Annotated in this window: 19 protein-coding genes, 2 tRNA genes and 2 rRNA genes; 9 read left to right on the top strand and 14 right to left on the bottom strand. The window is 68.7% G+C overall.

Going from position 1 to position 26,112, the window contains the following annotated elements:
• Positions 1–97 precede the first annotated feature (97 nt).
• From Q9S36_RS30000 to tyrS, 3 genes are all read right to left on the bottom strand, one after another.
• Positions 98–3,197, bottom strand: a 23S ribosomal RNA gene (locus tag Q9S36_RS30000).
• A 440-nt stretch (positions 3,198–3,637) separates the two neighbouring features.
• Positions 3,638–5,155, bottom strand: a 16S ribosomal RNA gene (locus tag Q9S36_RS29995).
• The 16S and 23S rRNA genes sit together here, the layout of an rRNA operon.
• Before the next feature lie 628 nt (positions 5,156–5,783).
• A complete protein-coding gene (tyrS, locus tag Q9S36_RS29990; protein ID WP_311288494.1) occupies positions 5,784–7,049 on the bottom strand; it encodes a tyrosine--tRNA ligase in 1,266 nt (421 codons plus the stop codon).
• A 72-nt stretch (positions 7,050–7,121) separates the two neighbouring features.
• On the opposite strand from tyrS, the gene Q9S36_RS29985 reads away from it, so the two are divergent.
• Together Q9S36_RS29985 and Q9S36_RS29980 are read left to right on the top strand one after the other, a co-directional pair.
• The gene (locus Q9S36_RS29985; protein WP_311288493.1) at positions 7,122–8,498 is read left to right on the top strand and encodes a serine/threonine-protein kinase; all 1,377 of its coding nucleotides are present in this window, start codon (positions 7,122–7,124) and stop codon (positions 8,496–8,498) included.
• A 104-nt stretch (positions 8,499–8,602) separates the two neighbouring features.
• The gene (locus Q9S36_RS29980; protein ID WP_311288492.1) at positions 8,603–10,120 is read left to right on the top strand and encodes a serine/threonine-protein kinase; all 1,518 of its coding nucleotides are present in this window, start codon (positions 8,603–8,605) and stop codon (positions 10,118–10,120) included.
• A gap of 21 nt (positions 10,121–10,141) precedes the next feature.
• Here Q9S36_RS29980 and Q9S36_RS29975 read toward each other — a convergent pair.
• Together Q9S36_RS29975 and Q9S36_RS29970 are read right to left on the bottom strand one after the other, a co-directional pair.
• Positions 10,142–10,215, bottom strand: a tRNA-Ile gene (locus Q9S36_RS29975).
• 12 nt (positions 10,216–10,227) lie between these two features.
• The gene (locus tag Q9S36_RS29970) at positions 10,228–11,184 is read right to left on the bottom strand and encodes a GNAT family N-acetyltransferase (protein ID WP_311288491.1); all 957 of its coding nucleotides are present in this window, start codon (positions 11,182–11,184) and stop codon (positions 10,228–10,230) included.
• A gap of 121 nt (positions 11,185–11,305) precedes the next feature.
• Here Q9S36_RS29970 and Q9S36_RS29965 point away from each other — a divergent pair, with 121 nt between their 5' ends.
• From Q9S36_RS29965 to Q9S36_RS29955, 3 genes are read left to right on the top strand one after another with little or no spacing between them, the layout of a single operon-like run.
• Positions 11,306–12,757 (top strand): DUF1800 domain-containing protein, encoded by a 1,452-nt coding sequence (locus Q9S36_RS29965; RefSeq protein WP_311288490.1) that lies wholly within the window; start codon positions 11,306–11,308, stop codon positions 12,755–12,757.
• Between the two features lies 1 nt (position 12,758).
• Positions 12,759–14,066, top strand: coding sequence for a DUF1501 domain-containing protein (locus Q9S36_RS29960; RefSeq protein WP_311288489.1), 1,308 nt, complete (start codon positions 12,759–12,761; stop codon positions 14,064–14,066).
• A gap of 53 nt (positions 14,067–14,119) precedes the next feature.
• Positions 14,120–14,860, top strand: a complete 741-nt coding sequence (locus Q9S36_RS29955; RefSeq protein ID WP_311288488.1) for a PIG-L deacetylase family protein — start codon at positions 14,120–14,122, stop codon at positions 14,858–14,860.
• A gap of 43 nt (positions 14,861–14,903) precedes the next feature.
• Here Q9S36_RS29955 and Q9S36_RS29950 read toward each other — a convergent pair whose 3' ends face one another.
• The 5 genes from Q9S36_RS29950 to Q9S36_RS29930 all read right to left on the bottom strand — a co-directional run bounded on the left by Q9S36_RS29950 (position 14,904) and on the right by Q9S36_RS29930 (position 20,018).
• Positions 14,904–15,827 carry a TauD/TfdA family dioxygenase gene (locus tag Q9S36_RS29950; RefSeq protein ID WP_311288487.1) on the bottom strand — a complete coding sequence of 308 codons (924 nt, stop codon included), beginning with the start codon at positions 15,825–15,827 and terminating at the stop codon, positions 14,904–14,906.
• Positions 15,828–15,854: 27 nt separating this feature from the next.
• Complete coding sequence (locus tag Q9S36_RS29945) at positions 15,855–16,757, bottom strand: ABC transporter permease subunit (protein ID WP_311288486.1); 903 nt, start codon at positions 16,755–16,757, stop codon at positions 15,855–15,857.
• The gene (locus Q9S36_RS29940; RefSeq protein WP_311288485.1) at positions 16,750–18,018 is read right to left on the bottom strand and encodes a betaine/proline/choline family ABC transporter ATP-binding protein; all 1,269 of its coding nucleotides are present in this window, start codon (positions 18,016–18,018) and stop codon (positions 16,750–16,752) included. Before Q9S36_RS29940 ends, Q9S36_RS29945 begins: the two co-directional genes overlap by 8 nt.
• Positions 18,015–18,995: an ABC transporter substrate-binding protein gene (locus tag Q9S36_RS29935; protein ID WP_311288484.1), complete on the bottom strand. Its 981-nt coding sequence runs from the start codon at positions 18,993–18,995 to the stop codon at positions 18,015–18,017. Before Q9S36_RS29935 ends, Q9S36_RS29940 begins: the two co-directional genes overlap by 4 nt.
• A 138-nt stretch (positions 18,996–19,133) precedes the next feature.
• Entirely contained in the window at positions 19,134–20,018 is an 885-nt protein-coding gene (locus tag Q9S36_RS29930) for a LysR family transcriptional regulator (RefSeq protein WP_311288483.1), read from the bottom strand.
• Positions 20,019–20,281: 263 nt separating this feature from the next.
• Between Q9S36_RS29930 and Q9S36_RS29925 the strand changes: the two genes are divergently transcribed.
• Positions 20,282–21,028, top strand: a complete 747-nt coding sequence (locus Q9S36_RS29925; RefSeq protein WP_311288482.1) for a hypothetical protein — start codon at positions 20,282–20,284, stop codon at positions 21,026–21,028.
• Positions 21,029–21,083: 55 nt separating this feature from the next.
• On the opposite strand, the gene Q9S36_RS29920 is transcribed toward Q9S36_RS29925, so the two are convergent.
• The 3 genes from Q9S36_RS29920 to dnaG all read right to left on the bottom strand — a co-directional run bounded on the left by Q9S36_RS29920 (position 21,084) and on the right by dnaG (position 23,630).
• Positions 21,084–21,156: transfer RNA gene (locus Q9S36_RS29920), tRNA-Asn, on the bottom strand.
• Between the two features lie 63 nt (positions 21,157–21,219).
• The gene (locus Q9S36_RS29915) at positions 21,220–21,732 is read right to left on the bottom strand and encodes a hypothetical protein (protein ID WP_311288481.1); all 513 of its coding nucleotides are present in this window, start codon (positions 21,730–21,732) and stop codon (positions 21,220–21,222) included.
• Positions 21,729–23,630: a DNA primase gene (dnaG, locus tag Q9S36_RS29910; protein WP_311288480.1), complete on the bottom strand. Its 1,902-nt coding sequence runs from the start codon at positions 23,628–23,630 to the stop codon at positions 21,729–21,731. Before dnaG ends, Q9S36_RS29915 begins: the two co-directional genes overlap by 4 nt.
• Before the next feature lie 127 nt (positions 23,631–23,757).
• On the opposite strand from dnaG, the gene Q9S36_RS29905 reads away from it, so the two are divergent.
• The 3 genes from Q9S36_RS29905 to Q9S36_RS29895 are packed head-to-tail and all read left to right on the top strand — an operon-like array spanning position 23,758 to position 24,768.
• On the top strand, positions 23,758–24,165 hold the full coding sequence (locus Q9S36_RS29905; RefSeq protein ID WP_311288479.1) for a phage holin family protein: 408 nt from the start codon (positions 23,758–23,760) through the stop codon (positions 24,163–24,165).
• Positions 24,158–24,421: a DUF3618 domain-containing protein gene (locus tag Q9S36_RS29900; RefSeq protein ID WP_311288478.1), complete on the top strand. Its 264-nt coding sequence runs from the start codon at positions 24,158–24,160 to the stop codon at positions 24,419–24,421. Before Q9S36_RS29905 ends, Q9S36_RS29900 begins: the two co-directional genes overlap by 8 nt.
• Before the next feature lie 20 nt (positions 24,422–24,441).
• Positions 24,442–24,768, top strand: a complete 327-nt coding sequence (locus tag Q9S36_RS29895; RefSeq protein WP_311288477.1) for a YtxH domain-containing protein — start codon at positions 24,442–24,444, stop codon at positions 24,766–24,768.
• Positions 24,769–24,804: 36 nt separating this feature from the next.
• Here the strand turns inward: Q9S36_RS29895 and Q9S36_RS29890 are convergent, their stop codons facing one another.
• On the bottom strand, positions 24,805–26,088 hold the full coding sequence (locus tag Q9S36_RS29890; RefSeq protein WP_311288476.1) for a deoxyguanosinetriphosphate triphosphohydrolase: 1,284 nt from the start codon (positions 26,086–26,088) through the stop codon (positions 24,805–24,807).
• Positions 26,089–26,112 lie beyond the last annotated feature (24 nt).

Raw genomic sequence — 26,112 nt, 5'->3', positions numbered from 1 at the left:
TTGGGTTTGTTGGTTGGGAACTGCGTAGTGGACGCGAACAAGCTTGTTGCGTGGTTCGTGGGTGCGCTGCACACGTGTGTGTGGTCTTGTACGTGGTTGGGACAAGCCCTCGGCCTATTAGTACCGGTCGGCTGGGCATTACTGCTGTACACCTCCGGCCTATCAACCCCATGTTCTGTGGGGGGCCTTACCCACTTGTGTGGTGGGAAACCTCATCTTGAGGCCGGCTTCCCGCTTAGATGCTTTCAGCGGTTATCCATCCCGAACGTAGCTAACCAGCGGTGCTCTTGGCAGAACAACTGGCACACCAGAGGTTCGTCCAACCCGGTCCTCTCGTACTAGGGTCAGATCCTCTCAAATTTCCTACGCGCGCAGCGGATAGGGACCGAACTGTCTCACGACGTTCTAAACCCAGCTCGCGTACCGCTTTAATGGGCGAACAGCCCAACCCTTGGGACCTACTCCAGCCCCAGGATGCGACGAGCCGACATCGAGGTGCCAAACCATGCCGTCGATATGGACTCTTGGGCAAGATCAGCCTGTTATCCCCGAGGTACCTTTTATCCGTTGAGCGACAGCGCTTCCACAAGCCACTGCCGGATCACTAGTCCCGACTTTCGTCCCTGCTCGACCTGTCAGTCTCACAGTCAAGCTCCCTTGTGCACTTACACTCGCCACCTGATTGCCAACCAGGTTGAGGGAACCTTTGGGCGCCTCCGTTACTTTTTGGGAGGCAACCGCCCCAGTTAAACTACCCACCAGGCACTGTCCCTGAACCGGATTACGGTTCGAAGTTAGATATCCAGAGTGACCAGAGTGGTATTTCAACAACGACTCCACGGTAACTGGCGTCACCGCTTCACAGTCTCCCACCTATCCTACACAAGCCACACCGAACACCAATACCAAGCTGTAGTAAAGGTCACGGGGTCTTTCCGTCCTGCTGCGCGTAACGAGCATCTTTACTCGTAATGCAATTTCGCCGAGTTCGCGGTTGAGACAGTTGGGAAGTCGTTACGCCATTCGTGCAGGTCGGAACTTACCCGACAAGGAATTTCGCTACCTTAGGATGGTTATAGTTACCACCGCCGTTTACTGGGGCTTAAATTCTCAGCTTCGCCTTGCGGCTAACCGGTCCTCTTAACCTTCCAGCACCGGGCAGGCGTCAGTCCGTATACATCGTCTTGCGACTTGGCACGGACCTGTGTTTTTAGTAAACAGTCGCTACCCACTAGTCTCTGCGGCCACCACACCCTTTCCGGAGCAAGTCCGTATAAGTGGATGGCCCCCCTTCTCCCGAAGTTACGGGGGCATTTTGCCGAGTTCCTTAACCACGATTCTCTCGATCTCCTTGGTATTCTCTACCTGACCACCTGAGTCGGTTTGGGGTACGGGCAGCTAGAACCTCGCGTCGATGCTTTTCTTGGCAGCATAGGATCACCCACTTTTTATCCGCATCGTGTCTCAGCCTGAATGAGAGACGGATTTGCCTATCTCTCGGCCTACGCACTTGCCCCGGGACAACCATCGCCCGGGTTGGGCTACCTTCCTGCGTCACCCCATCGCTTGACTACTACCAGCTCGGGTCCCACGCTCCACACCACGGCCTCGCCCCGAAGGGTCCGGTCCGAGATGCTTCGGGTGGTTAGCATCACCAGGTTCGTCATGGGCGCAACTTCGCCGGTACGGGAATATCAACCCGTTGTCCATCGACTACGCCTGTCGGCCTCGCCTTAGGTCCCGACTTACCCAGGGAAGATTAGCTTGACCCTGGAACCCTTGGTCTTTCGGAGGACGTGTTTCTCACACGTCTTTCGCTACTCATGCCTGCATTCTCACTCGTGTAGCCTCCACGGCTGGTTCACACCGCCGCTTCGCTGGCCACACGACGCTCTCCTACCCATCAACACGGCTGGACCACGAAGGCCTACCAATAATGTCAATGCCACAACTTCGGTGGCGTGCTTGAGCCCCGTTACATTGTCGGCGCGGAATCACTTGACCAGTGAGCTATTACGCACTCTTTCAAGGGTGGCTGCTTCTAAGCCAACCTCCTGGTTGTCACAGCAACTCCACATCCTTTCCCACTTAGCACGCGCTTTGGGACCTTAGTTGGTGGTCTGGGTTGTTTCCCTCTCGACTATGAAGCTTATCCCCCACAGTCTCACTGCTGCGCTCTCACTTACCGGCATTCGGAGTTTGGCTGACGTCAGTAACCTTGTAGGGCCCATCGGCCATCCAGTAGCTCTACCTCCGGCAAGAAACACGCAACGCTGCACCTAAATGCATTTCGGAGAGAACCAGCTATCACGAAGTTTGATTGGCCTTTCACCCCTATCCACAGCTCATCCCCTCAGTTTTCAACCTAAGTGGGTTCGGCCCTCCACGACGTCTTACCGTCGCTTCAGCCTGGCCATGGATAGATCACTTCGCTTCGGGTCTAGGACATGCGACTGAATCGCCCTATTCAGACTCGCTTTCGCTACGGCTACCCCACACGGGTTAACCTCGCCACATATCGCTAACTCGCAGGCTCATTCTTCAAAAGGCACGCTGTCACACCTACCAGGGGTGCTCCAACGGTTTGTAAGCAAACGGTTTCAGGTACTATTTCACTCCCCTCCCGGGGTACTTTTCACCTTTCCCTCACGGTACTTGTCCGCTATCGGTCATCTGGGAGTATTTAGGCTTATCAGGTGGTCCTGACAGATTCACACGGGATTTCTCGGGCCCCGTGCTACTTGGGAACACGCTCCAGAGCCAGCGTCTTACGTCTACGGGCCTATCACCCTCTACGGTACGGCTTTCCAACCGACTTCGACTTCCACACTGGTTTCTTACTCTGTCCCTCACCGGCAGATGAGAGTGAGCGGTCCCACAACCCCCAACGTGCAACGCCTGCCGGCTATCACACACGCTAGGTTTAGCCTGTTCCGGTTTCGCTCGCCACTACTAACGGAATCGCGGTTGCTTTCTCTTCCTGTGGGTACTGAGATGTTTCACTTCCCCACGTTCCCTCTACCCGCCCTATATATTCAGGTGCAGGTAACACGACATGACTCGTGCTGGGTTTCCCCATTCGGACACCCCCGGATCACAGCTTGGTTGCCAACTCCCCAGGGCTTATCGCAGGCTCCAACGTCCTTCATCGGCTCTTGATGCCAAGGCATCCACCATGTGCCCTTCATAGCTTGTCTCAACAACGTCAAAACAACACACACCAACCCACCCCACAATCACGAGGTGAGCCGGCAACGCAACTAGATTGAACTAGCTACAAAGATGCTCGCGTCCACTATGCAGATCTCAAACAACAACCCCACCAACCCCCTCAACCCCCGCCACCACGCTCATCACACGAACGCGGCAGCACCCAGGATCTCAGACGAAGGGAGACATCCAGAAGCCCAACCACCAGAACCCTCTGGCCACCAGATCACTCTGGTCACCAGATTGCTCTGGCCGGCTGATCCTTCAGGACCCAACAGTGTGCTCAACCATCCCCCAGCCAATACCAGGCAGATGACCAACCAGCCCGGGAGAAGCTCCCGAACCAGCTGACAGTCGACGTTCCACTAGTGAGACACCACCATACGTGGCCACACATTCGGTGACCATCGGGGTGTGTGCTCCTTAGAAAGGAGGTGATCCAGCCGCACCTTCCGGTACGGCTACCTTGTTACGACTTAGTCCTAATTACCGATCCCACCTTCGACGGCTCCCTCCACAAGGGTTGGGCCACCGGCTTCAGGTGTTACCGACTTTCATGACTTGACGGGCGGTGTGTACAAGACCCGGGAACGTATTCACCGCAGCGTTGCTGATCTGCGATTACTAGCGACTCCGACTTCATGAGGTCGAGTTGCAGACCTCAATCCGAACTGGGACCGGCTTTTTGGGATTCGCTCCACCTCGCGGTATTGCAGCCCTTTGTACCGGCCATTGTAGCATGCGTGAAGCCCAAGACATAAGGGGCATGATGATTTGACGTCATCCCCACCTTCCTCCGAGTTGACCCCGGCAGTATCCCATGAGTTCCCACCATTACGTGCTGGCAACATAGAACGAGGGTTGCGCTCGTTGCGGGACTTAACCCAACATCTCACGACACGAGCTGACGACAACCATGCACCACCTGTTTACGAGTGTCCAAAGAGTTGACCATTTCTGGCCCGTTCTCGTATATGTCAAGCCTTGGTAAGGTTCTTCGCGTTGCATCGAATTAATCCGCATGCTCCGCCGCTTGTGCGGGTCCCCGTCAATTCCTTTGAGTTTTAGCCTTGCGGCCGTACTCCCCAGGCGGGGAACTTAATGCGTTAGCTGCGTCACGGAATCCGTGGAATGGACCCCACAACTAGTTCCCAACGTTTACGGGGTGGACTACCAGGGTATCTAAGCCTGTTTGCTCCCCACCCTTTCGCTCCTCAGCGTCAGTAACGGCCCAGAGATCTGCCTTCGCCATCGGTGTTCCTCCTGATATCTGCGCATTCCACCGCTACACCAGGAATTCCAATCTCCCCTACCGCACTCTAGTCTGCCCGTACCCACTGCAGACCCGAGGTTGAGCCTCGGGATTTCACAGCAGACGCGACAAACCGCCTACGAGCTCTTTACGCCCAATAATTCCGGATAACGCTTGCGCCCTACGTATTACCGCGGCTGCTGGCACGTAGTTAGCCGGCGCTTTTTCTGCAGGTACCGTCACTTTCGCTTCTTCCCTGCTAAAAGAGGTTTACAACCCGAAGGCCGTCATCCCTCACGCGGCGTTGCTGCATCAGGCTTTCGCCCATTGTGCAATATTCCCCACTGCTGCCTCCCGTAGGAGTCTGGGCCGTGTCTCAGTCCCAGTGTGGCCGGTCACCCTCTCAGGCCGGCTACCCGTCGACGCCTTGGTGAGCCATTACCTCACCAACAAGCTGATAGGCCGTGAGCCCATCCCAGACCGAAAAATCTTTCCAACTGCTGACCATGCGATCGCAGCTCATATCCGGTATTAGACGCCGTTTCCAGCGCTTATCCCAGAGTCAGGGGCAGGTTGCTCACGTGTTACTCACCCGTTCGCCACTGATCCACCGAAGTGGCCTTTCCGTTCGACTTGCATGTGTTAAGCACGCCGCCAGCGTTCGTCCTGAGCCAGGATCAAACTCTCCATCGAAAACCATCAACCCAACCCCCACCAACCCTCACGGGCAGCAGAAAGCCAGGCGACTATCAATAAGAGCCACATCCCCTGACTGAACAAAACTAGCGATGAGACCCCCAAAAGAGAGTCCCGCCAGAATCATTGTCAAAGAAACCGCGACACCACACCCCCACCCACCAGCCAAAAAGGCCACGGGGCAGAAGCAAACATGATGTCAACGGGGCATAACAAACTAATTCGTCGACTAATCAAACACACTGTTGAGTTCTCAAGAATCAGACGCACTCACATCGCGACCCGGTGAGGATCTCGGTTGCGTGAGGCAACTGGTCAAACCTAGCGAGCGACTTTCTGTCCGCGCAAATCGCGGGCTGTTTCGCTCTGACCCGGTGGTGTCACCGTGACCGATGACCGCTTCGGGTTGTCCTGCCCGGGGCCGGGAGCCCGACCTGACCGGTCTTGCTCCCCGCCGCTCCCTGGCGACAAAGAGAACAGTATGCGTACTCAGGACAACGTGCAAATCGAAACGCTGTGACCGCGAGCACAGTGACGTTTGCGCAGGTCAGAGGCCTGTTGTGACGGGTGGGGCGTGTCGGACGGGCTGTCCCCGGCCCGCCACGCCCTACCGCGACGCTCTGTCTCAGGCCACCTCGACACCGGCGAACTTCTTCTTCCCGCGCCTCAGCACGAGCCACGAGCCGGCGACGAGGTCGGCTCCGGTCGGCCGCAGCTCGGGGTCCTCGACGCGCACGTTGTTGAGGTACGCGCCGCCCTCGGCGACCGTGCGGCGTGCCTCGCCCTTGCTCGCGGCCAGGCCGGACGCGACGAGCAGGTCGAGGATCCCCGGCAGCTCGCCGGCGGCGATCGTCGTACCCCCCGTCTCCCGCAGGGCGGCGCCGAGGGTCTCGGGTGCGATCGCGGCGAGGTCTCCCCCGCCGAACAGGGCGGCGGCCGCCGCCTTGGCCTGCTCGACCTCGTGCTCGCCGTGGACCAGGGCGGTCACCTCGTCGGCGAGACGCTTCTGCCCCGCCCGGAGGAACGGCTTGTCGGCCGTCTGCTGCTCGAGGTCCTCGATCTCCTCGCGCGGGAGGAAGGTGAACACCTTGAGGAGCTCGCCCACCTTCTCGTCCTCGGCGTTGAGCCAGAACTGGTGGAAGGCGTACGGCGAGAGCATGGCGGGGTCGAGCCAGAGCGCGCCGCCCTCGGTCTTGCCGTACTTGGTGCCGTCGGCCTTGGTGATGAGCGGGGTGGCGAAGGCGTGTGCCTTGCCGCCGTCGGCGCGACGGATCAGCTCGACGCCTCCGGTGAGGTTGCCCCACTGGTCGGAACCGCCGAACTGGAGCGTGACGCCGTGCTGGCGGTGCAGCTCGAGGTAGTCCATCGACTGGAGCAGGACGTAGGAGAACTCGGTGTAGCTGATGCCCGCCTCGAGGCGCGACTTCACCACGTCGCGGGCGAGCATCCGGTTGACCGGGAAGTGCTTGCCGATGTCGCGCAGGAAGTCGATCGTGGAGAGCGAGGCCGTCCAGTCGTAGTTGTTGACCATCGTGGCCGCGTTGGGACCCTCGAAGGACAGGAAGGGCTCGATCTGCCCGCGCACCCGCTCGACCCAGTCCTTGACGATGTCGAGGGAGTTGAGCGTGCGCTCTCCGCTCTCGCGCGGGTCGCCGATCATGCCGGTGGCGCCGCCGACGAGGGCGTACGGCGTGTGCCCGGCGTCCTGGAGGCGCTTCGCGGTGAGGATCTGGACCAGGTTGCCCATGTGCAGGCTCGGCGCGGTCGGGTCGAAGCCCACATAGAACCTGACGCTCCCCTCGCCCAGCGCCGCGCGGAGCGCGTCGCGGTCGGTGGAGTGGGCGACCAGGCCGCGCCACTCCAGCTCGTCGAGGACATTCGGGGTCGTCACGTGGGTTCCTTCGGGTGAGGTCGGTTGGTGGACGGGCACTAGCCTAGGGCGAGGCGCGAGGAGGCACGGCACGTGATCGCAGGCAGGTACACGATCGAGCGGGAGATCGGTCGCGGCGGGTCCGGGACCGTCCACCTCGCGCACGACGAGGTGCTCGGACGCACGGTGGCGGTCAAGCGCATCGGCATCCTCCCCGGCGAGCACGTCGCGCTCGAGCGGGCCGGCCGCGAGGCCAGGCTGGCCGCGGCGCTCAACCACCCGCACGTGGTCTCCGTCTTCGACCTGGTCGAGGAGGAGGACGTGCACTGGCTGGTGATGGAGTACGTCGACGGCCGCACGATCGGCGAGATCGTCCGCGCCGGAGGCCCGCTCGACGTCACCGAGGCGGCGACCTACCTCGCCCAGACCGCGGACGCGCTGGCCGACGCCCACCAGGCGGGGATCGTGCACCGCGACGTGAAGCCGAGCAACATCCTCGTCTCGGGCGGGGTCGCCAAGCTCAGCGACTTCGGCATCGCCAAGTCGGCCGACGACGCGTCGCTGACCCAGACCGGCCTGGTGACCGGCTCCCCCGCCTACCTCGCGCCCGAGGTGGCCTCCGGGTCCTCGGCGACCCCGGCCAGCGACGTGTGGTCGCTCGGCGCCACGCTCTACCACGCCGTCACCGGCCGCCCGCCGTACGACGTCGGCGACAACCTGATCGGCGCGCTCTACAAGATCGTGCACGAGGACCCGCCCCGGCTGCCCGAGGACCACCCGATGGCCGGGCTGCTGTCGGTGATGATGACGCGCGAGCCGGAGAACCGCTGGCCGATGGCCAAGGTGCGCGACCAGCTCGCGCGCCTCGCCCGCGGCCAGCGCGCCATTGTGCCGGCGGCCGCCCCCCGCGTGAACGGCGAACGGACCGGCGAGCTGCCGACCGTGCGGGCCGAGCCCACCTCGCCGGACGACGAGCAGCCACGGCGGAGCCGGGCGCCGTACGCCTGGGTCGCGCTCGCCGCCGTGCTCGCGGTCGCCGCGGTCGTCGCGGCCTACGTGTGGGCCGGACGCGAGACCCCCGAGGCGGTCGAGGACGACACGCCCCGCTCGCCCACCACCTCGCAGACCACGAGCACCAGCACGGCTCCGCCGCTGTCCGCGGAGGACACCCGCGAGCAGATGGACGCCTTCATCGCGTCCTACCTGTCCACCGTGACCCGCAACCCACGCAAGGCCTTCGACCAGCTCACGCCGGAGTTCCAGGAGGTCAGTGGTGGCTACGAGGGCTACATCGGCTGGTGGGGGAAGGTGCGGTCCGCGCGCCTCGCCGACGTGCAGAGCGACCCGTCGGACCTGACGGTCGGCTACACCGTCGACTACGTCTTCACCTCGGGCGCCCGGGACACCCAGGACGTGCGGCTCCAGCTGCAGCGCTTCGACGACACCTACCTCATCGCGGGCGAGGGCTGACCGGGCGGCCGCGACACGCAGGTCCGAACGGGTGTGAAGCGCTCGGGGCCGGGTGGCTAGCGTGGCTCGGAGCGCACGCACTCGGCGTACGGAAAGGGTCACAGGTGATCGCAGGCAGGTACACGCTCGAGCGGGAGATCGGACGAGGCGGGGCCGGGTCGGTCCACCTCGCCCACGACGAGCTGCTCGACAGGTCCGTCGCCATCAAGCGCATCGGGCTGCTGCCCGGCACGACCGGGCAGGACATCGCGCGTGCCGAGCGGGAGGCGCGGCTCGCGGCGGGCATCAACCACCCGCACGTGGTGTCGATCTTCGACCTCGTCAAGGACGACGACTGCTACTGGCTCGTGATGGAGCTGGTCCGCGGCCGCACGCTCACCCAGGTGGTGGCCGAGGACGGCCCGCTCCCGCCGACGCGGGCGGCGGGCATCGTCGCGCAGGCGGCCGACGCCCTCGTGCAGGCCGGCCGGGCGGGCATCGTGCACCGCGACGTGAAGCCGGGCAACATCATGGTCGGCGACGACAACCACGCGAAGCTGGGCGACTTCGGGATCGCCCGGTCGGGCACGGACGCCGCGCTGACCCAGACCGGCTTCATCACCGGCTCACCCGCCTACCTCGCGCCCGAGGTGGCGTCGGGGTCCCCCGCGACCGCCGCCAGCGACGTCTGGTCGCTCGGCGGGACCCTCTGGTTCGCGCTCACCGGGCGGCCGCCGTACGACGTGGGCGACAACGTCATGGGCGGGCTCTACCGGATCGTGCACGACGACCCCCCGCGCCTGCCCGACGACCACCCGCTCGCGGGGCTCCTGTCCGTGACGCTGGTCAAGGACCCCGAGGGGCGGTGGCCGGTGGAGCGGGTGCGCGACGAGCTGCGCCAGGCCGCCCGCGGCGGCTCGGGGCCCGACGCCCCCACCGCACGGCAGGAGAGGGCCCCCGACGCCACGGTCCCGCTCGGCGCAGCGATGCCCCCGGCGCGGGACGTCGAGGACGACCAGCCCACGCGCACCACGGCCGCGCCCGTCGCGCCGGCCGCCTCCGCGCCGACTTCGTCCACGGCCACCCACGAACCGTCGCGTGGGCGTCCGGCCGGCTGGCTCGCCGCTGCGCTGGCGCTCGTCGTGGTCGCCGGCCTGGCCGCGTGGCTGCTCTGGCCACGTGACGACGAGGACCCGACCGACGCCGGCAGCACCCGGAGCTCCCAGCCGTCGACGTCCGCGGAGCCCTCACCGTCCGAGGAGCCGTCGTCGGAGCCGTCGCCCACCGAGGAACCCACCGAGGAGCCGGAGACCGAGTCGCCTCCTGCGGCTGGCGGCGGCTCCCCGGGCCAGATGAAGCAGTTCGTCGAGGACTACTTCGCGACGGTCACGTCCGACCCCGAGGCGGCCTTCGCCATGCTCACCCCCGAGTTCCAGGCCGCCAGCGGCGGATACGGCGACTACTCCGGGTTCTGGAGCACGATCGAGTCCGCGAGCCCGTCGAGGATCAGGGTGGACAAGGACGCCATGACGGCGTCGTACACGATCGACTACGTCACCACCTCGGGTGACACCAGGACCGAGCAGGTGACGCTGCAGCTGGCGCAGCAGGGCGAGCAGTACCTCATCGCCGGCGAGGGCTGACGGGCACGGGTCCGGGACTCGTAGGGCGGGTGGGGCTCGAACCCACGACCCAAGGATTATGAGTCCTCTGCTCTGACCGACTGAGCTACCGCCCCTCGGGCCGCACCCTAGGCGATCGGCGCCTCCATCTCGTACATGCGCTCCACGACGCGGAAGCCGAGGGTGGTGTTGGTGCGGTGCATCGCGGTGTTGTCGGGAGCGGTCCAGGTGTGCACCTGTGTGACGTGGGCCGGGAGGTCGGCGTAGTTGGCCGACTTCAGGGCGGCGCCGAGGCGGTGGCCGCGGTGCTCGGGCATGACCAGCGTGTCGTCCTGCCAGCCGTGGTCGGTGCCGTGCGGCACGAAGAGCAGCGAGTAGCCGCCGAACACGCCGTCCGAGCGACGGCGCGCAGCCGCCACGCGGACGTCGTACGCCCTCATCAGGCGTTCCTCCGAGGCGGCGAGGCGGGCGTCGTCGAGCACCTCCACGTCCAGGTCGAGGTCGCCGGTCGGGACGTCGGCGTTCATCTGGTTGCGCATCGCGAGGTAGGCGGCGCGGTGCTCGTCGGGGCAGCGGCCCCGCCACGCGACGAGGTCGTAGGCCGGGTCCAGCTGCGCCGGTGGGAGCGGCAGGTCGGCGAGGAGGTGGTCCTCGCGGTGCTTCTCGACGGCACCCACGGCGGTGGCGAACGCGAGGCCGGCCCCCGGCACGGCCAGGTCGAGGCTCACCTCGCCCCCGAGCCGGCTCCGGCCGTGCTGGCGGGCCCGCGCGACGACGGCGTCCCACAGCGCCCGGCCCGTGCCGCGGCGTCGGTGCCCGGTGAGCACCGAGACCTCGCACCAGCCGAGGTCGAGGTTCTCCTCCAGCGGCAGCTCGAGCTCGGCGACCCCGACGACCTGTCCTGCGTCAACCGCCTCGAACCAGGTGCGCGACCAGTAGGTGCTGGACGCGGTGGCGACCACCTCGAAGGCGGCGTACGTCGCCAGCAGGGCGTACGGCCGGTCGGCGCGGACCGACCGCTCCCGGACGTCGTACCAGGCCCGGAGGGCGGCGGGGTCGGTCGTGTCCAGCTCTCGGATCTCCACCGGGCGATGGGACCGCACGAGGTGGCGCCGGGCAAGTGAAATACGAGTTCGACTTCGCGTCCGGCTCCCGGCGTGGGACAGTGATCCGTCTCGGAAGTGGCTCGGGTACGGGAGGACCTCGGTGGCCAGGAAGAAGAAGTCGCAGCTGCTGACCCCGTCGCAGCGCCATCTCGTCACGCGCTTTGGCTACGGCGTCGACGCGGCGCTCGCGCGCGACGTGGTGCGCGCAGGTGGTGCGCAGGAGTGGTTCGAACGGCAGATCACGCGGCCCGGGTCGTTCCCGGACGCGTCGGCCGACGCGGTGCGCCGTTGGTGGCCCGACCTCGACCGCAAGCCCGCCGACCTCTGGCAGCGCCAGGTCCAGGAGGTGCGCGGCGGCTGGGAGGTGATGGCCGACTACGGCCGCTGGCTGCTCGTACGACGGATCCGCACGCGTCGCCCGGTGCTCGAGAAGATGACCGAGTTCTGGGAGGCGATGCTGCACGTCCCCGTGAGCGGCGACGCCCAGTTCACCTGGCGCGTCGACTACGGCGACACCATCCGGAAGCACGCGCTCGGCCGCTTCGACGAGATGCTCGTGGCCACGACGACACACCCGGCCATGCTGATCTTCCTGTCGGCCGCCACCTCGACCAAGACCGCACCGAACGAGAACCTCGGCCGCGAGCTCCTCGAGCTGCACACCTTGGGCGCCGGCAACTACAGCGAGGACGACGTCAAGGCGTCGGCGCGGATCCTCACCGGCTGGCACGTGGACCTCTGGGAGTCCTGGGCGGCGTCGTACGTCAAGGAGGACCACTACCGCGGCCGGGTGAAGGTCAAGGGGTTCAGCGACAAGAACGCCAAGGCCGACGGCCGCAAGGTCACCAAGGACTACCTCCGCTACCTCGCCCACCACCCGCTGACGGCCCAGCACGTCGCCGAGCGGCTGGCCACCAAGTTCGTGCGCGACGACCCGCCACGGGCGCTGGTGAACCGCCTGGCCAAGGTCTACCTGAAGAACGACACCGAGATCGTGCCGGTGCTCCGGGCACTCGTGGCGAGCAAGGAGTTCCGCGCCTCGTCCGGTCGCAAGCTGCGCGACCCCAGCGAGGACGTCGTGGCGACCTACCGCGCGCTCGGCGTCGGCATCGACCGGCCCGGGTCCGACGACTCCGGCGCCAACGCCATTCTCTGGCAGGCGCAGGGCCTGGGCCTCTCGCCGCACGCGTGGCCCCGGCCGGACGGCACCCCCGTCCGGGACGAGATCTGGGCCTCCCCCGCGCGGGCCCTCGGCTCGATGAGCATGCACTGGTCGATGGCCGGCGGCTGGTGGCCGACGGTGGGGCTGCACTACAAAAAGCCGGAGAAGTGGGTGCCGGCGAAGAAGCCGGTGCGCTTCGCCGACCTCGTCGACGACGTGAGCCGCGAGCTGCTCCACCGCCCGGCCAGCAAGGGCCTGGTGACCACCGCGTGCCTGGCCACGGGCTGCAAGCCCAAGGAACGCATCGACCGCGAGCACGAGCTCGTGCAGTGGGGCTTCCCCCGGCTGCTCGCCGCCGTCCTCGACTCCCCCGACCACCTGGCGTGCTGACATGACGACTCCCCAGACCTCCCCGACCCCGGCCTCCCCCGCCGTGCGCTCCTGCGGCTGCCCCGACTACGACGAGGCCCGTTCCGCCCTGAGCCGACGCTCGCTGCTCGGCGGCGCCCTGCTCGCCGGTGGCGCCGTCGCCCTCGGCCCCGGCCTCAGCAGCACTGGGCCCCGTGCGTACGCCGTCACCAACCGGACCGCATCACGCCTGGCCAACCCCGCCGGCTCCGTCCTGGTGCTGCTGTCGTTGCGCGGCGCCGCCGACGGCCTCTCCCTCGTCGTCCCGCACGCCGACCCGGCCTACTACGCCGCCCGCCCGCGCATCGGCATCCCGCACGCGTCGCTGCTCGCGCCCGACGCGATGTTCGGCCTGCACCCCGCGCTCGCGCCGCTGCTCCCGATGTGGAACGCCGGCACGCTGGCCGCCGTGCACGCCACGGGGATGGCAACGCCGAACCGATCGCACTTCGCGGCCATGGAGGCCATCGAGGACGCCGCGCCGGGCTCGACGGAGCGCAACGGCTGGCTCAACCGCCTGCTCGGCCAGCTGCCCGGCGCCTCGCCGCTGCAGGGCACCGCGATGGGCAACCAGGTCCCCACCTCCCTGTTCGGCACCGAGCCGGCCTTCGTGGTCGGCAAGGTGGACAGCGCCAAGGTGGCCGGGACCGACGAGGACGGCCGACGCCTCGCCGCGCTCACGCACGCCTGGAAGGGCAACGGCCTGATGGGCCAGGCGGTCCGCGACGCCATCGCCGGCGCGCAGACCTTCGGCGCCGCGCGCGACCTGCCGGCCGGCACGCCGACGACGGCGTACCCCTCCAGCACGTTGGGCAAGGCGCTCTCCGACGTCTCGCGCATCGTCCGCGCGGGAGTGGGCGCCGAGGTGATCACCGTCGACCAGGGCGACTGGGACATGCACACCGACCTCGGCACGCTCGAGTGGGGTGACATGAAGCGCAACGCCGGCGACCTCGCCAGCTCGATCGCCGCCTTCTTCGCCGACCTCGGTCCGGCCGCCGACCGCGTCACCCTCGTGACCCTCAGCGAGTTCGGCCGCCGGGTGAAGGAGAACGACAACTACGGCACCGACCACGGCTTCGGCAACGTCATGTTCGTGGCGGGCGCCGGGGTGCGCGGCGGGAAGTACTACGGCTCGTGGCCGGGGCTGCAGAACACCCTCGACGGCGACCTGCTGGTGACCACCGACTACCGCAGCGTGCTCACCGAGGTGGTCACCAAGCGCTTCGGGGTGAGCGTGGCCCAGGTCTTCCCGGGCTTCGCGCCGCAGTCCGTCGGCCTGATGGTCTGACCCGGCCTCGTCCGGGGCAGACACCCGGGCGGTCGCGGTGCCATGCTCGGCCCATGGCGAACCCTCCGAGCTTCGAGCCCCTACCCGAGGACTGGCAGACCGCGCTGTTCGTGGTGGCCCACCCCGACGACATCGAGTACGGCGCCGCTGCCGCGGTGGCGCGCTGGACCGGACAGGGCAAGCGGGTCGTCTACTGCATGGTGACCAGCGGCGAGGCCGGCATCGACGGGATGCACCCCGACGAGTGCCGCCCCGCGCGCGAGGCCGAGGAGGTCGCGTCGGCCGCCGTGGTGGGCGTCGACGAGGTCGAGTTCCTCCGCCTTCCCGACGGCGTGCTGGAGTACGGCGTCGCGCTCCGGTCGGTGATCGCCGAGGTCGTGCGGCGCCACCGCCCCGACGTCGCGGTGACCATCAACTTCCGCGAGACCTTCGGTGGCACGAACCTCAACCAGGCCGACCACATCGCGGTCGGCAAGGCCCTGCTCGACGCCGTGCGCGACGCGGGCAACCGGTGGATCTTCCCCGAGCAGCTCGCCGACGGCCTCGAGCCGTGGGGCGGCGTGCGCGCCGTCTGGGCGGCCGGGTCGCCCCAGTCGACCCACGCGGTCGACGTGACCGACACCTTCGACGCCGGCGTGGCCTCGCTCAAGGAGCACAAGGCCTACATCGACGGCCTGGGCTGGGAGGGCTGGGACCCCGAGGAGTTCCTCGACGGGATCCTGCGGGCCGGCGGCCAGGGACTCGGCGTCACGCACGCGGCGACGTTCGAGGTGTTCCCCCTCGGCTGGGGGTGAGGGCGCCGGCGCACCCCGTGCGCGCCGGCGCCGTCCCCGGACCTCAGCTGATCAGCTCGTCGAGGCGGGAGTAGGCCTCGGCGTCGCCGCGGATCACCCGGCTCTGCCGCCCGTCGATGCTCACCGGGACGTCGCCGGCGACGGTGATGCGTGCCATCTCCCGGTACTCGGCGCCGAAGTCGGCTACCGCGTAGTGCTGCGTCGCCCGGTTGTCCCACACGGCCAGGTCGCCGGGCTGCCAGGTCCACCGGATGGTGTTCTCCAGCCGGGTGATGCGGTTCTGCAGGAGGGTGAAGAGCGCGATCGACTCGGCGCTGTTGAACCCGCTGAACGACTTCACGAAGTGCCCGAGCACCAGCGACCGCTCCCCCGTCTCCGGGTGCACGCGCACGACCGGGTGCTCGGTCTCGAACAGCTGGGAGGCGAAGTCGGCTCGCGTGTAGTGCGCGTCGGGCTGCTCGGACTCCTCGTCGCGCTGCGCGTAGTCGTAGCTGTTGGTGTGCACCGCCCACAGGTCGTCGACCAGCGCCTTCAGCGGCGCCGGGAGGGCGTCGTACGCCGCCACGGTGTTGGCCCACACCGTGTTGCCGCCGTAGGGCGGCAGGTGCACGGCGCGCAGCACGCTGATCGCCGGCACCCGGTCCACGAAGGTGACATCGGTGTGCCAGGCGTTGGCGGCCATGCCCTTGTCGGCGGTGACCTTGAAGACGCGGCCGCTGCCCGTGTTGACCGTCGGGTGCGCGCTCGTCAGCGGACCGAACGTCTCGGCGAACGCCTGGTGGCCCGCCTCGTCGAGGTGGTCCTGCCCGCGGAAGAAGACGACCTTGTGGCGCAGCAGCGCCTCGCGGATGGTGGCGACCGTGCCATCTGGCAGGTCTCCTCCCAGGCGGACGCCGTCGATGCGGGCGCCGATGCGGCCGCCGAGCTGGTGGACGGTGACGGTGTGTCGGTCGAGGGTCGAGGTCATGGTGGGTGTTCCTTTCCGTGAAGGGGGTCAGGCCGCTGCTGCGGCCTCGGCAGGCGCCGGGGTCAGCGCGGACGGACTGCGGCGGGGCCACCAGGCGGGCTCGGCGCGGCCCTGGCCGCCGAGTGCCGCCGTGACCCGGTCGAGGTAGATGGCGATCACGACGACGGCCAGGCCGCCCTCGATGGAGGCGGCGATCTGGAGGCCCTGGACGGCGTTGACCACGACCCCTCCGAGTCCGGCGCCGCCGACGAGGCCGGCGACGACGACCATCGAGAGCGCGAGCATGATCACCTGGTTGACGCCGGTCATGATCGACGGCATCGCGAGCGGGAGCTGCACCTCGCGCAGCACCTCGCGGCGCGAGGCGCCGAAGGCCACCGACGCCTCGACGGTCTCGGCGTCCACCTGGTTGATGCCGAGCTGTGTCAGTCGCACGGCGGGCGGCACCGAGAACACGATGGTCGCGACCAGCCCGGGGGCGTCGCCCACGCCGAAGAAGAGGATCGTCGGCAGCAGGTAGACGAAGACGGGCAGGGTCTGCATCAGGTCGAGCACCGGTCGCAGGATGCCGCGCACCACCGGGTCGAAGGCCGACCAGATGCCGAGCGGGATGCCGATGAGCAGGGCGACGACGGTCGCCACCACCACCGACGCCATCGTCTGCATCGTCTCGGCCCACAGGTCCATGGACTGGATCAGCAGCAGTCCCAGCCCCAGGCCCACGGACAGCAGCAGCCGTCGGGTCGCCAGGAGCGCGACGACCACCAGGACGACGACCATCGCGACGGGCGTGAGGGCCGTCAGCGCGTCGTACACCGTGCGCAGGCCGAAGTTGAGGACCTGCTTGAGCAGGTCGAAGAACCCACCGAGGTGCTCGGTCATGAAGTCGATGACGCTCTCACCGCGTTCACCGATGCGCAGGTCAGGCACTGGCCACCTCCAGCTCCCGCTCGTCCCGCTCGCGCTCCTGCGGCGACGCCGTGGACAGCGCGGAGAGGATGGTCGCCCGGGGCACGACACCACTGAGGCGCCCGCGGTCGTCGACCACGGTGACCGGGACCACCTGGCGGCCGGCGCGGTGCATGAAGTCGCCGATCAGGGCGGTCGGCTCCACCCGGTGGAAGTCCTGGGAGACCGCACCAGCGAGGTCGCGGTCGCCGCGGTTGACGGCGGCGAGCAGCGCCGCGTCGGTGACGACTCCGAGCAGCCGCTCGTCGGTCGCGGTGACGTAGGCACCCTGGGCCTCGTTGTCGCCGAGCCGGCGCAGCGCCTCGTCGGGACGGTCGGCCACCGAGAAGACCAGGCGGGCAGGACGGAGCAGGTCGTACGCGGTCAGCACCCGGGCACGGTCGACGTCAGCGACGAACTCGCTGACGTAGTCGTCGGCCGGGTGGGCGACGATCTCGGCGCCCGGGGCGCACTGGACGACCTGCCCCTCGCGCATCACCATCACCTGGTCACCGATGCGCATCGCCTCGTTGAGGTCGTGCGTGACGAACACGGTGGTGCGACGGTCCTCGGACTGCAGCTGGAGCAGCAGGTCCTGCATGTCGCGGCGGATGAGCGGGTCGAGCGCGGAGAAGGGCTCGTCCATCAGCAGGATCGGCGGGTCGACGGCCAGGGCGCGGGCCAGGCCCACGCGCTGCCGCATGCCTCCCGACAGCTCGTGGGGAAGCTTGTCCCCGCGGTCGCCCAGGCCGACGCGAGCGAGCGCGGCATCTGCCCGCTCGCGGCGTTCGGCCTTGCCGACCCCGCGGACCTTGAGGCCGTACGCCGCGTTGTCGCGCACGGTGCGGTGCGGGAAGAGCGAGAAGTGCTGGAACACCATGCCGATGTCGTTGTTGCGGATCTCGCGCAGGCGGCTGTCGCTGACCTGGGTGATGTCCTCGCCGTCGATGAGCAGCTCGCCGGCCGTCGGCTCGTTGAGGCGGTTGATCATCCGCAGGACGGTCGACTTGCCCGAGCCGGAGAGGCCCATCACCACGAACATCTCGCCGCGGGCGATGGAGAAGCTGACGTCGCTGGCGCCGAGGTAGCCGCCCGCGGCGGCGACCGCCGCCGCGGGATCTGCAGCGGACAGGGCCCTGGCCGCCTGACGGTCGCCGAGGCCGTAGACCTTGGACAGGGACCGGCCCTCGATAGCCGGCTGCTCGGTCACGGGCGCGTCGGCCCGGTGCTGGGCGGACGTCATGACGCGAACGCCTCGGCCGCCGGCTCGCCGTCCGCGTCGTCCACGCCGTCGAGGAAGGACGCCACGACGTCCGGGTTGGCGTCGATCCACTCCGAGGCGATGTCGGCGAGGTCCTGGCCGTCCTTGTCGTGGGCGTAGTAGAACTCGCCCGCCTGGTCGGTGGTGAAGGTCAGGTTGCCCAGGAACTCGTTGATCTCGGGGTTGTCGTCGGCGAAGCCGGCCCGGGTGACCGTGCGGATCTCGCCGGCGCCGCCCCAGACCTCGTCGGGGTCCTCGAGGAAGACGGTGTCGAACTGGACCGTCATCCAGTGCGGGCTCCACGCGAGGAAGACGATGGGGTCCCCGGCCTTCGTGGACTTCTCGACCTGCGCCAGCATCGCCGGCGTACCGCTCGCGACGAGCTCCCAGTCGCCGAGACCGTAGGCGTCGGCGTCGATGGCGGCCTGGATGGTCTCGTTGCCCGGGGAGCCGGCCTCGATGCCGTAGATCTTGCGACCGAACGCGTCGGCGTGCTCGTCGAGGTCGGCGAGGGACGTCACGCCGAGCTCCTTGGCGACGTCACCGGGGACGGCGGGGGCGTACTCGGTGCCGGTCACCATGGTGGAGACCACGTCGACGTCGCCGCCGTCGATGAGCTCCCCGAAGGTCGGCTCCTGTGATGGCCACCAGTTGCCGAGGTAGGCGTCGATGTCGCCGGTGCCGAGCGCCGAGGCGGCGTTCTCGACGGAGAGGTTCTTCTTGATGGAGGCGTCGTAGCCGAGCTCCTCGAGGATCTGCACGGCGATCTCGTTCTCGACCTGCAGGTCGACCCATGGCTGCTCGGCGAAGACGACCGAGTCGGTGCCGCCGCCGGAGCTGCTGCTGGCGAACCCGTCGTCGGACTCGCTGTCGGACGCGCACCCGGTCAGCACCGCGCTGAGGCCGAGGGTGAGGACGACGGCGAGGCGGGCGCCGCGGATGGTGGTGCGGTGGGTCATGGGGGCTCCTGGTCCGGAAGGCTGACTCAATATATGAGTGAAACGATAGACTTAGACGACACGGACGGCCAAGCGGAAGCGCGCTGCGTCGTAGACCGCATGTGAGGAGCAGGAATAGACGGTCTCTATGGGTCCGGATCAGTACGCCGGGTCGGCGCGGTGCTCGCGCACCAGCTCCAGGAAGTCGCCGGCGACGCCGTCGAGACCAGCGCCCTGCCACACGAGGGACACCGAGGCGCGCCCCTCCGGCTCCAGCCGCGCGACCCGGGCCCCCTTCGTCGCGGCGTCGGCGGTCATCCCCTCGGGCAGCACGGCGGCGCCAGCACCCGAGACGACCAGCGGCACGACGGAGGCGGCGTGCGCGGTCTCGACCATCACGTCCGTCGCCTGCCCGGCTGCCTCGAGGTGCTGGTCGAGCAGCCCCCGCAGCGCCGTGCCGCGAGGAGTGCCGATCAGGCCGTGCCGCAGCAGCTCCTCGACCGTGGCCGTGAGGCCCTGACCGCTGCCGGGCGGCAGGACCGCGAGCAGCTGCTGCTCGGCCAGCTCGAGGCTGGCGAGGGCGCCGGCCGGAGGAGGCCCGTCGACGAGGCCGAAGTCCACCTGCCCGGTGCGGACCTGGTCCAGGACGACCGTGCGGGCGGCCGGGTCGGTGACCTCGAACCGGACGTGCGGTCGCATCCTCCGGAACTGACCGATCAGCCCCACCAGCGGGTGGACCGCCCACGTCGTGCTCGAGACGATGCGGAGCAGACCGAAGCCGCCGTCGGTGACGCCGCGCACCGCGCTCGCCGCCAGCCCGAAGGACCGCACGGCGCGCCGCGCAGGCCCGACGAGCGCCTCACCAGCAGCGGTGAGCCGCACTCCCCGCCCGTGCCGCTCGAAGAGGGCGGCACCGAGCTCGGACTCCAGGGTGCGCATCGAGTACGACAGCGACGGCTGCGCGACGTGCAGGACCTGGGCAGCGCGGGTGAGGCTGCCCGCATCGGCGATGGCGAGGAAGAACTCCAGGTGCCTGCGCTCCATCACGTTCCTCCCGCTGCCCGGCCTCGGTCACATTGTCGATCTTGTCCCTCGACATGGTCAGGTTATCGGGTGCGGAGGAGGGACTGCCGGCACGTCCGGGGCAGGCCGCCAAGGGTTGACCCGCGTGCGGCGGGGTAGGAGACCCACTGCGTGGGGCGGTTGCTACCTTTCCCGCGCACAACGGGGGTGCGTGCGGTGACGTACGGGCCTGTGTCCAACCCAGGTCCGGAACCGTCCGGACACGACCAAGGAGCAACCACTTCATGAAGATCCTCAAGCGCCTCGGCGGCGCCGTCGCCGTCGCAGCCCTGGCCCTGTCCACCGCCACGGTCGCGACGCCGGCCCAGGCCGCCCCGGGTGACGCGACGCTGACGTTCGCGCCGACCGCGGTCCTGCCGGACAACACCTGCATCGACCACGCCTACACCTACTCCGTCGAGCTGCCCGCCGGCACGACGAGCTGGTCGATCGTCATCGAGCTCATCGCTCCCGACGGCACCAACGCCCACCGCGAGTCGTTCGGCACCTTCAACGGCGCCCCGGCCGCGAACTCCGGCGCGCTGCAGCTGTGCTCGGTCTACGAGCAGTACGGCACCTACACCGTCGCCACGACCACCGACTACAAGGTCGGCACCTCCCCGACCGTCTTCGGCGCCAAGCAGGTCGAGGGCACCATCGAGGTCGTCGGCCAGGCGAAGTCGAAGGTGGGCCTGAAGGCGAAGCGCAAGGGCGCCAAGGTGAAGGCAACGGCCAAGGTGTCGGTCACCGTCGGCTCGACCACCGGTCCCGTCGCCGAGGGCGGCAAGGTCACCTTCCAGAAGAAGGTCGGCAAGAAGTGGAAGAAGGTCGCCAAGGGCACGACCGACGCGGCCGGCGTCGCGAAGGCGAAGTTCAAGGCCCGCAAGGGCGACCGCGTCCGCGCGGTGTTCGCCGGCGCCGGTGAGGTCATCGTCGGCAGCGGTGGCCCGCCGGTCCCCGCGGCGACCTCGAAGGCCGTCCGCATCAAGTGACGTAGCACCAGCACGACGAAGGGCCCGAGGCGTTCGCCTCGGGCCCTTCTCGTTGCTCCCCCGGTTGGACTCGAACCAACAACCCTCCGGTTAACAGCCGAATGCTCTGCCAGTTGAGCTACAGGGGATCGCTTGTGCAGCGAGGCGAAACCTTAGCAAGCCCGGACACCGCGGGTGAAATCAGGGCCCGGTCAGGGCAGTCCGACGTCGCGCCGCATCGTCTCCAGCGCGCTGCGCGCGACGGCGCGCACGGCCGGGTCCTCGGGGTCGATGCCCTCGTCGTACTCGTAGACCCACTGGATCGTGCCGGTGCCGGCAGGGGCGCGGCGGGCGATGACGCGCAGCCCGCGCCGCCCCGTCACCGCGACGTGGCGCTGCAGGACGACGCTGGCGGTGACCCGCTCGCGGACCAGCTCGAGGAGCCGCCCGGGCTCCTGCAGGGTGGCGACGTGGACCGGGCGCTGCTCGCCCCAGCTGCCGACCTCGGAGAGCCGGAAGGTGTCGGTGTCACGGTCCCAGTCGGCCGCCTCCACCTGCTCCCAGGGGACGCGGCGGGTCTCGCCGGCCGCGACGACGTAGAAGGCGTCACGGGTGCCGGCGAGGACGACGCCGTCGGTGGCCGTGGTGGCCGCCAGCACCTTCTCCCCCGGCGCGACGGGGACGGCGGGAGCGGGCGTGCGGCCCCGGCGGAGGGACGGGCTCATGCGGTGCCTCCGGGCTGGCCGACCGCGCCCTCGCGCAGCTTGCGTCGGTGCTGCTCCAGCACGACGAGCTCGCCGAACATGCGGTTGTAGTCGAGGGCGTTGTCGACCGGGTTGGTGCGCTGGAGGCGGGCCTTGACGTCGGCGATGCGGCGGGACGTGGTGAGCTCCTGGAGGCGGTAGACGTAGGCGACGGCGAAGGTCGGGTTCGGGTCGGTCGTGCCGCGCACCGGCTCGACGGCGAGCTCGGTGATGGCCGCGACCACCGCCGGCTCGGTCGCGGCGGCACGCACCTTGCTGGCCCAGCCGGGATCGGAGGCGCCGTCGGACGGCCCACCGGCCGAGGTGACCGCCTCCCACACGCCCTGGAACGTCGGGTGCGTGAAGTCGCCCGTCGTGACGTGGGTGGTGGTGCGCCCGACGCCCGCGGGGTGCTGGATGACGATCTTGAGCAGCTCGCGCTCGATGAGGAAGCGGGGGTCGGACAGGCCCGGCAGGGCCGGACGTGCCGGCTCCTGGGGCGCCGGCGCCTCGGACGCTCGCGGCGTACGGCGCTCGTCGGACCTGGCGGGACGGCTCGCCACGCGGCGCACCTCGGCGCGCACCTCGTCGACGTCCATGCCGACCATGTGGGCCAGCTCGCGCGAGAACGCGTCCACCTTGGTCTTGTCGCGGATGCTGGCCACCAGGCCCGCGGCGTCGCGCAGCGCGTCGACCCGGCCGTCGGCGCGGTCGAGGTCGTAGCGGCCGAGGATGTTGTCGAGGGCGAAGCGGTAGAGGGGCTGGCGCTTGGCGACCAGCTCGCGCACCGCTTCGTCGCCCTCCTTCAGCCGGAGGTCGCACGGGTCCATGCCCTCGGGCGCGACCGCGACGTAGGTCTGCGAGGCGAAGACCTGGTCGCTCTCGAGGACCTTCATCGCCGCCTTCTGGCCCGCGGAGTCGCCGTCGAACGTGAAGATGACCTCGCCACTGGTCTCGTTGTGGTCGCCGAGGAAGCGGCGCAGCACCCGCGCGTGATCGGTGCCGAAGGCGGTGCCGCACGACGCGACCGCAGTGCGTACGCCGGCGAGGTGGCAGGCCATCACGTCGGTGTAGCCCTCGACGACGACGGCCTGCTGGCTGTCCTTCATGGCCGTGCGGGCGAGGTCGATGCCGTAGAGGACCTGGCTCTTCTTGTAGATCGCGGTCTCGGAGGTGTTGAGGTACTTCGCCTCGATCCGGTCGTCGTCGAAGATCCGCCGGGCGCCGAACCCGATGGTGTCGCCGTTGGCCTCGCGGATCGGCCACATCAGGCGCCCTCGGAAGCGGTCGTAGTGGGAGCGGCCGAGCGCGACGAGGCCGGCGGCGACCCCTTCCTCGTCGGTGAACCGGCGACCGCGCAGGTGGCGGACCAGCGCCTCGCCGTCGCGCGGGGCGAAGCCGACGCCGAACATCTCCGCGGCGGCCTGGTCGAAGCCGCGCTGGTGCAGGAACTGGCGCGCGACCACGGCGTCGGCGGTGGCGAGCTGCTCGGCGTAGAACTCCTGGGCGACCTTGTGCGCCTCGATGAGCCGGGCACGGGCCGGGCCGCGCGGACGGACCGGCTCGTCGTCGCCGTCCTCGCGGCGGAGCTGCACGCCGACCTTCTCGGCGAGCCGCTCGACGGCCTCGGTGAAGGTGAGGCCGTCGACCTTCATCAGGAAGGAGATGACGTCGCCGCCCTCTCCGCACCCGAAGCAGTGGAAGAACTGGCGGGCGGGGTTGACGTTGAACGACGGCGTCTTCTCGTCGTGGAACGGGCACAGCCCCTTGAGCGACCCGCCGCCGGCGCGCTTGAGGGTGACGTAGCCCGAGACGACGTCGTCGATCCGCGCCTTCTCGCGCACCTCGGCGATGTCGTCGTCGCGAATCCGGCCTGCCACGCCGGGGAGTCTACGGGCGGGCACCCACCGCCGCTGCGCCGTCTCCACATCGGCGCGCAGCGGCCCCGTGCACCCCTTCGGGCGAACGGCGCTGGTGCACGGCCGAGGTGTCTGCGAGGGTCGGGACATGACTGCTCAGCACGGAGCGCCAGAGGGTCAGACTCTCGGAGCACTCGTCCACCAGCTCTCCCAGCAGATCCCCGAGCTCATCCGCTCGGAGATCCGCCTCGCCCAGGCCGAGGTGGCCCAGAAGGGCAAGCGCGCGGGGGTCGGCCTCGGCATGTTCAGCGTCGCCGGCCTGCTCGCCTTCTTCGCCCTCGCCGCCCTCGTCACGACCGCGATCCTGGGCCTCGCGACTGTCGTCGACGCGTGGCTCGCCGCACTGATCGTCGCGGTGGTCCTCCTCGTCGCCGCCGGTGTGGTCGCGCTGATGGGGAAGAACAAGGTCGCGGAGGCCGCCCCACCGGCCCCGGAGCGGGCGATCCAGGGCATCAAGGAGGACATCGCCACGGTGAAGGGAGACCACCATGCCTGACCAGACGGGTGAGACCAGGACCCCCGAGGAGCTCGAGGCCGACGTCGCGCGCCAGCGCGAGCAGCTCGCCGCGACCGTCGACGACCTCGCCGCCAAGCTCGACGTGAAGTCCCAGGCCCAGCAGAAGGTCGCCGCCCTCAAGGACTCGGCGACGACCGACACCGGCGCACCCCGCCCCGAGGTGCTCGCCGCCGCCGGCTCCCTCGCCGCCATGGCGATCGTCCTGCTCGTCTGGCGACTGCGCCGCAACCACTGACCCACCGGAAGGATCGACCCATGAAGAAGCTGACCCTGCTGATCGCCGCCGCCGCGGGCTACGTGCTCGGCGCCCGCGCCGGTCGGGAGCGCTACGAGCAGATCAAGAGGACCGCCACGCGGGTCAAGGAGGACCCGCGCGTCCAGGAGAAGGCCCACCAGGCCGCCGACCTGGCCAAGGAGAAGGCGCCGGTCGTGAAGGACAAGGTGGCGTCCGCCGCCAGCACGGCCGCCGACAAGGTGACCCCGTCGGGCAGCGGCAACCACCGTTCCGACCTCGAGGCCAACCTCAATCCCGACAACGTGGCGCTGCAGGACAACCCGTACCCGCAGGGCGACCTGCCGTAGGTCCGGGCTCCGCCCGTCGACGTACGAGGTCGTCGGCTAACCGACCGCCCGGTGACGGAGGTCCGCGTGCCGGGCGACCGCGCTGGCGTCGGTGAGTGAGGCGACCTGGTCGATCACGACCCGGCGCCGCCCGGCGTCGTCGGCGGCGGCCGCCCAGTCCTCCACGAACACCGGGTCGAGACCGTCGGCGCCGCGCGACCAGAGGCCCTCGACGAGCTCGGCCACCAGCTCGCGCTGCCGCTCCATCAGCGAGACGCGGTCGTCGGCCTGCATGACGTAGTGGGCGGCGATGCCCTTGAGCACGCCGATCTCGACCTCGGTCCGGGCGGGCACCACGAGGTCGGCGCGGTGGCGCACGAGCGGGTCTCCCCCGGTCGCGGCGAAGGTCGCCTCCTGGACGCTGCCGCAGAAGCGTCCGATCAGGTCGCTCGTGAGGTTCTTGATGGCGGCCAGGCTGCGGCGTGAACCGTCGTAGGGAGCCTGGGGCCAGCTGCCCACCGCCCGCAGCCCGGCCAGGGCCTCGTCGAGTGCTGCGTCGTCGGCACCCGGCAGGTACCAGGAGCGCACGGTCTGCCACAGGCCGTCGCGGTCGAGCCGGGTGAGGTCGAGCCGGCCGGCGACGATGCCGTCCTCGACGTCGTGGACGGAGTACGCCACGTCGTCGGCGAGGTCCATCACCTGCGCCTCGAGGCAGCGGCGCGGCCCGTCGATGCCGGCGCGCATCCAGTCGAAGACCGGGCGGTCGTCGTCGTAGACGCCGAACTTCACCACCACCCGGGGCGTGCCGTCGGCGTGGACGCCGTGCGGGCCCGTCGCCGCCGAGCGCGGCCAGGGGTACTTCGTGCACGCGTCGAGGGTGGCCCGCGTCAGGTTGAGGCCGGCCGAGCGGCCGTCGGCGTCGAAGGTCTTCGACTCCAGCCTGGTGAGCAGGCGCAGGGTCTGGGCGTTGCCCTCGAAGCCGCCGCAGTCGGTGCTCAGCTCGGCCAGCACGCGCTCGCCGTTGTGCCCGAACGGCGGGTGGCCCATGTCGTGGGCCAGCGCCGCGGTCTCGGCGATGTCGGGGTGCGTGCCGAGGGCACGGGCCAGGTCGCGCGCGACCTGGGCGACCTCGAGGCTGTGCGTGAGCCGGTTGCGGACGAAGTCGTCGGTCTGCGGGCCGACCACCTGGGTCTTGGCGGCCAGGCGGCGCGAGGCCGCAGCGTGGACCACGCGCGCCCGGTCGCGCTCGAACGCCAGCCGGGCCGGGGCGTCCACGCGCTTGGGCGGCTCGGCGACCACGCGCTCGCGCGCCGGGTCGTCGTACAGGTCCTCGATGCTCATCGGCCGGTCAGCCTAGCGAGCGCC

The organism is Microbacterium sp. ARD31 (assembly GCF_031844425.1).
Note: the sequence above shows the minus strand (reverse complement) of the source record. Positions and strands in the feature narration are given on the sequence as shown.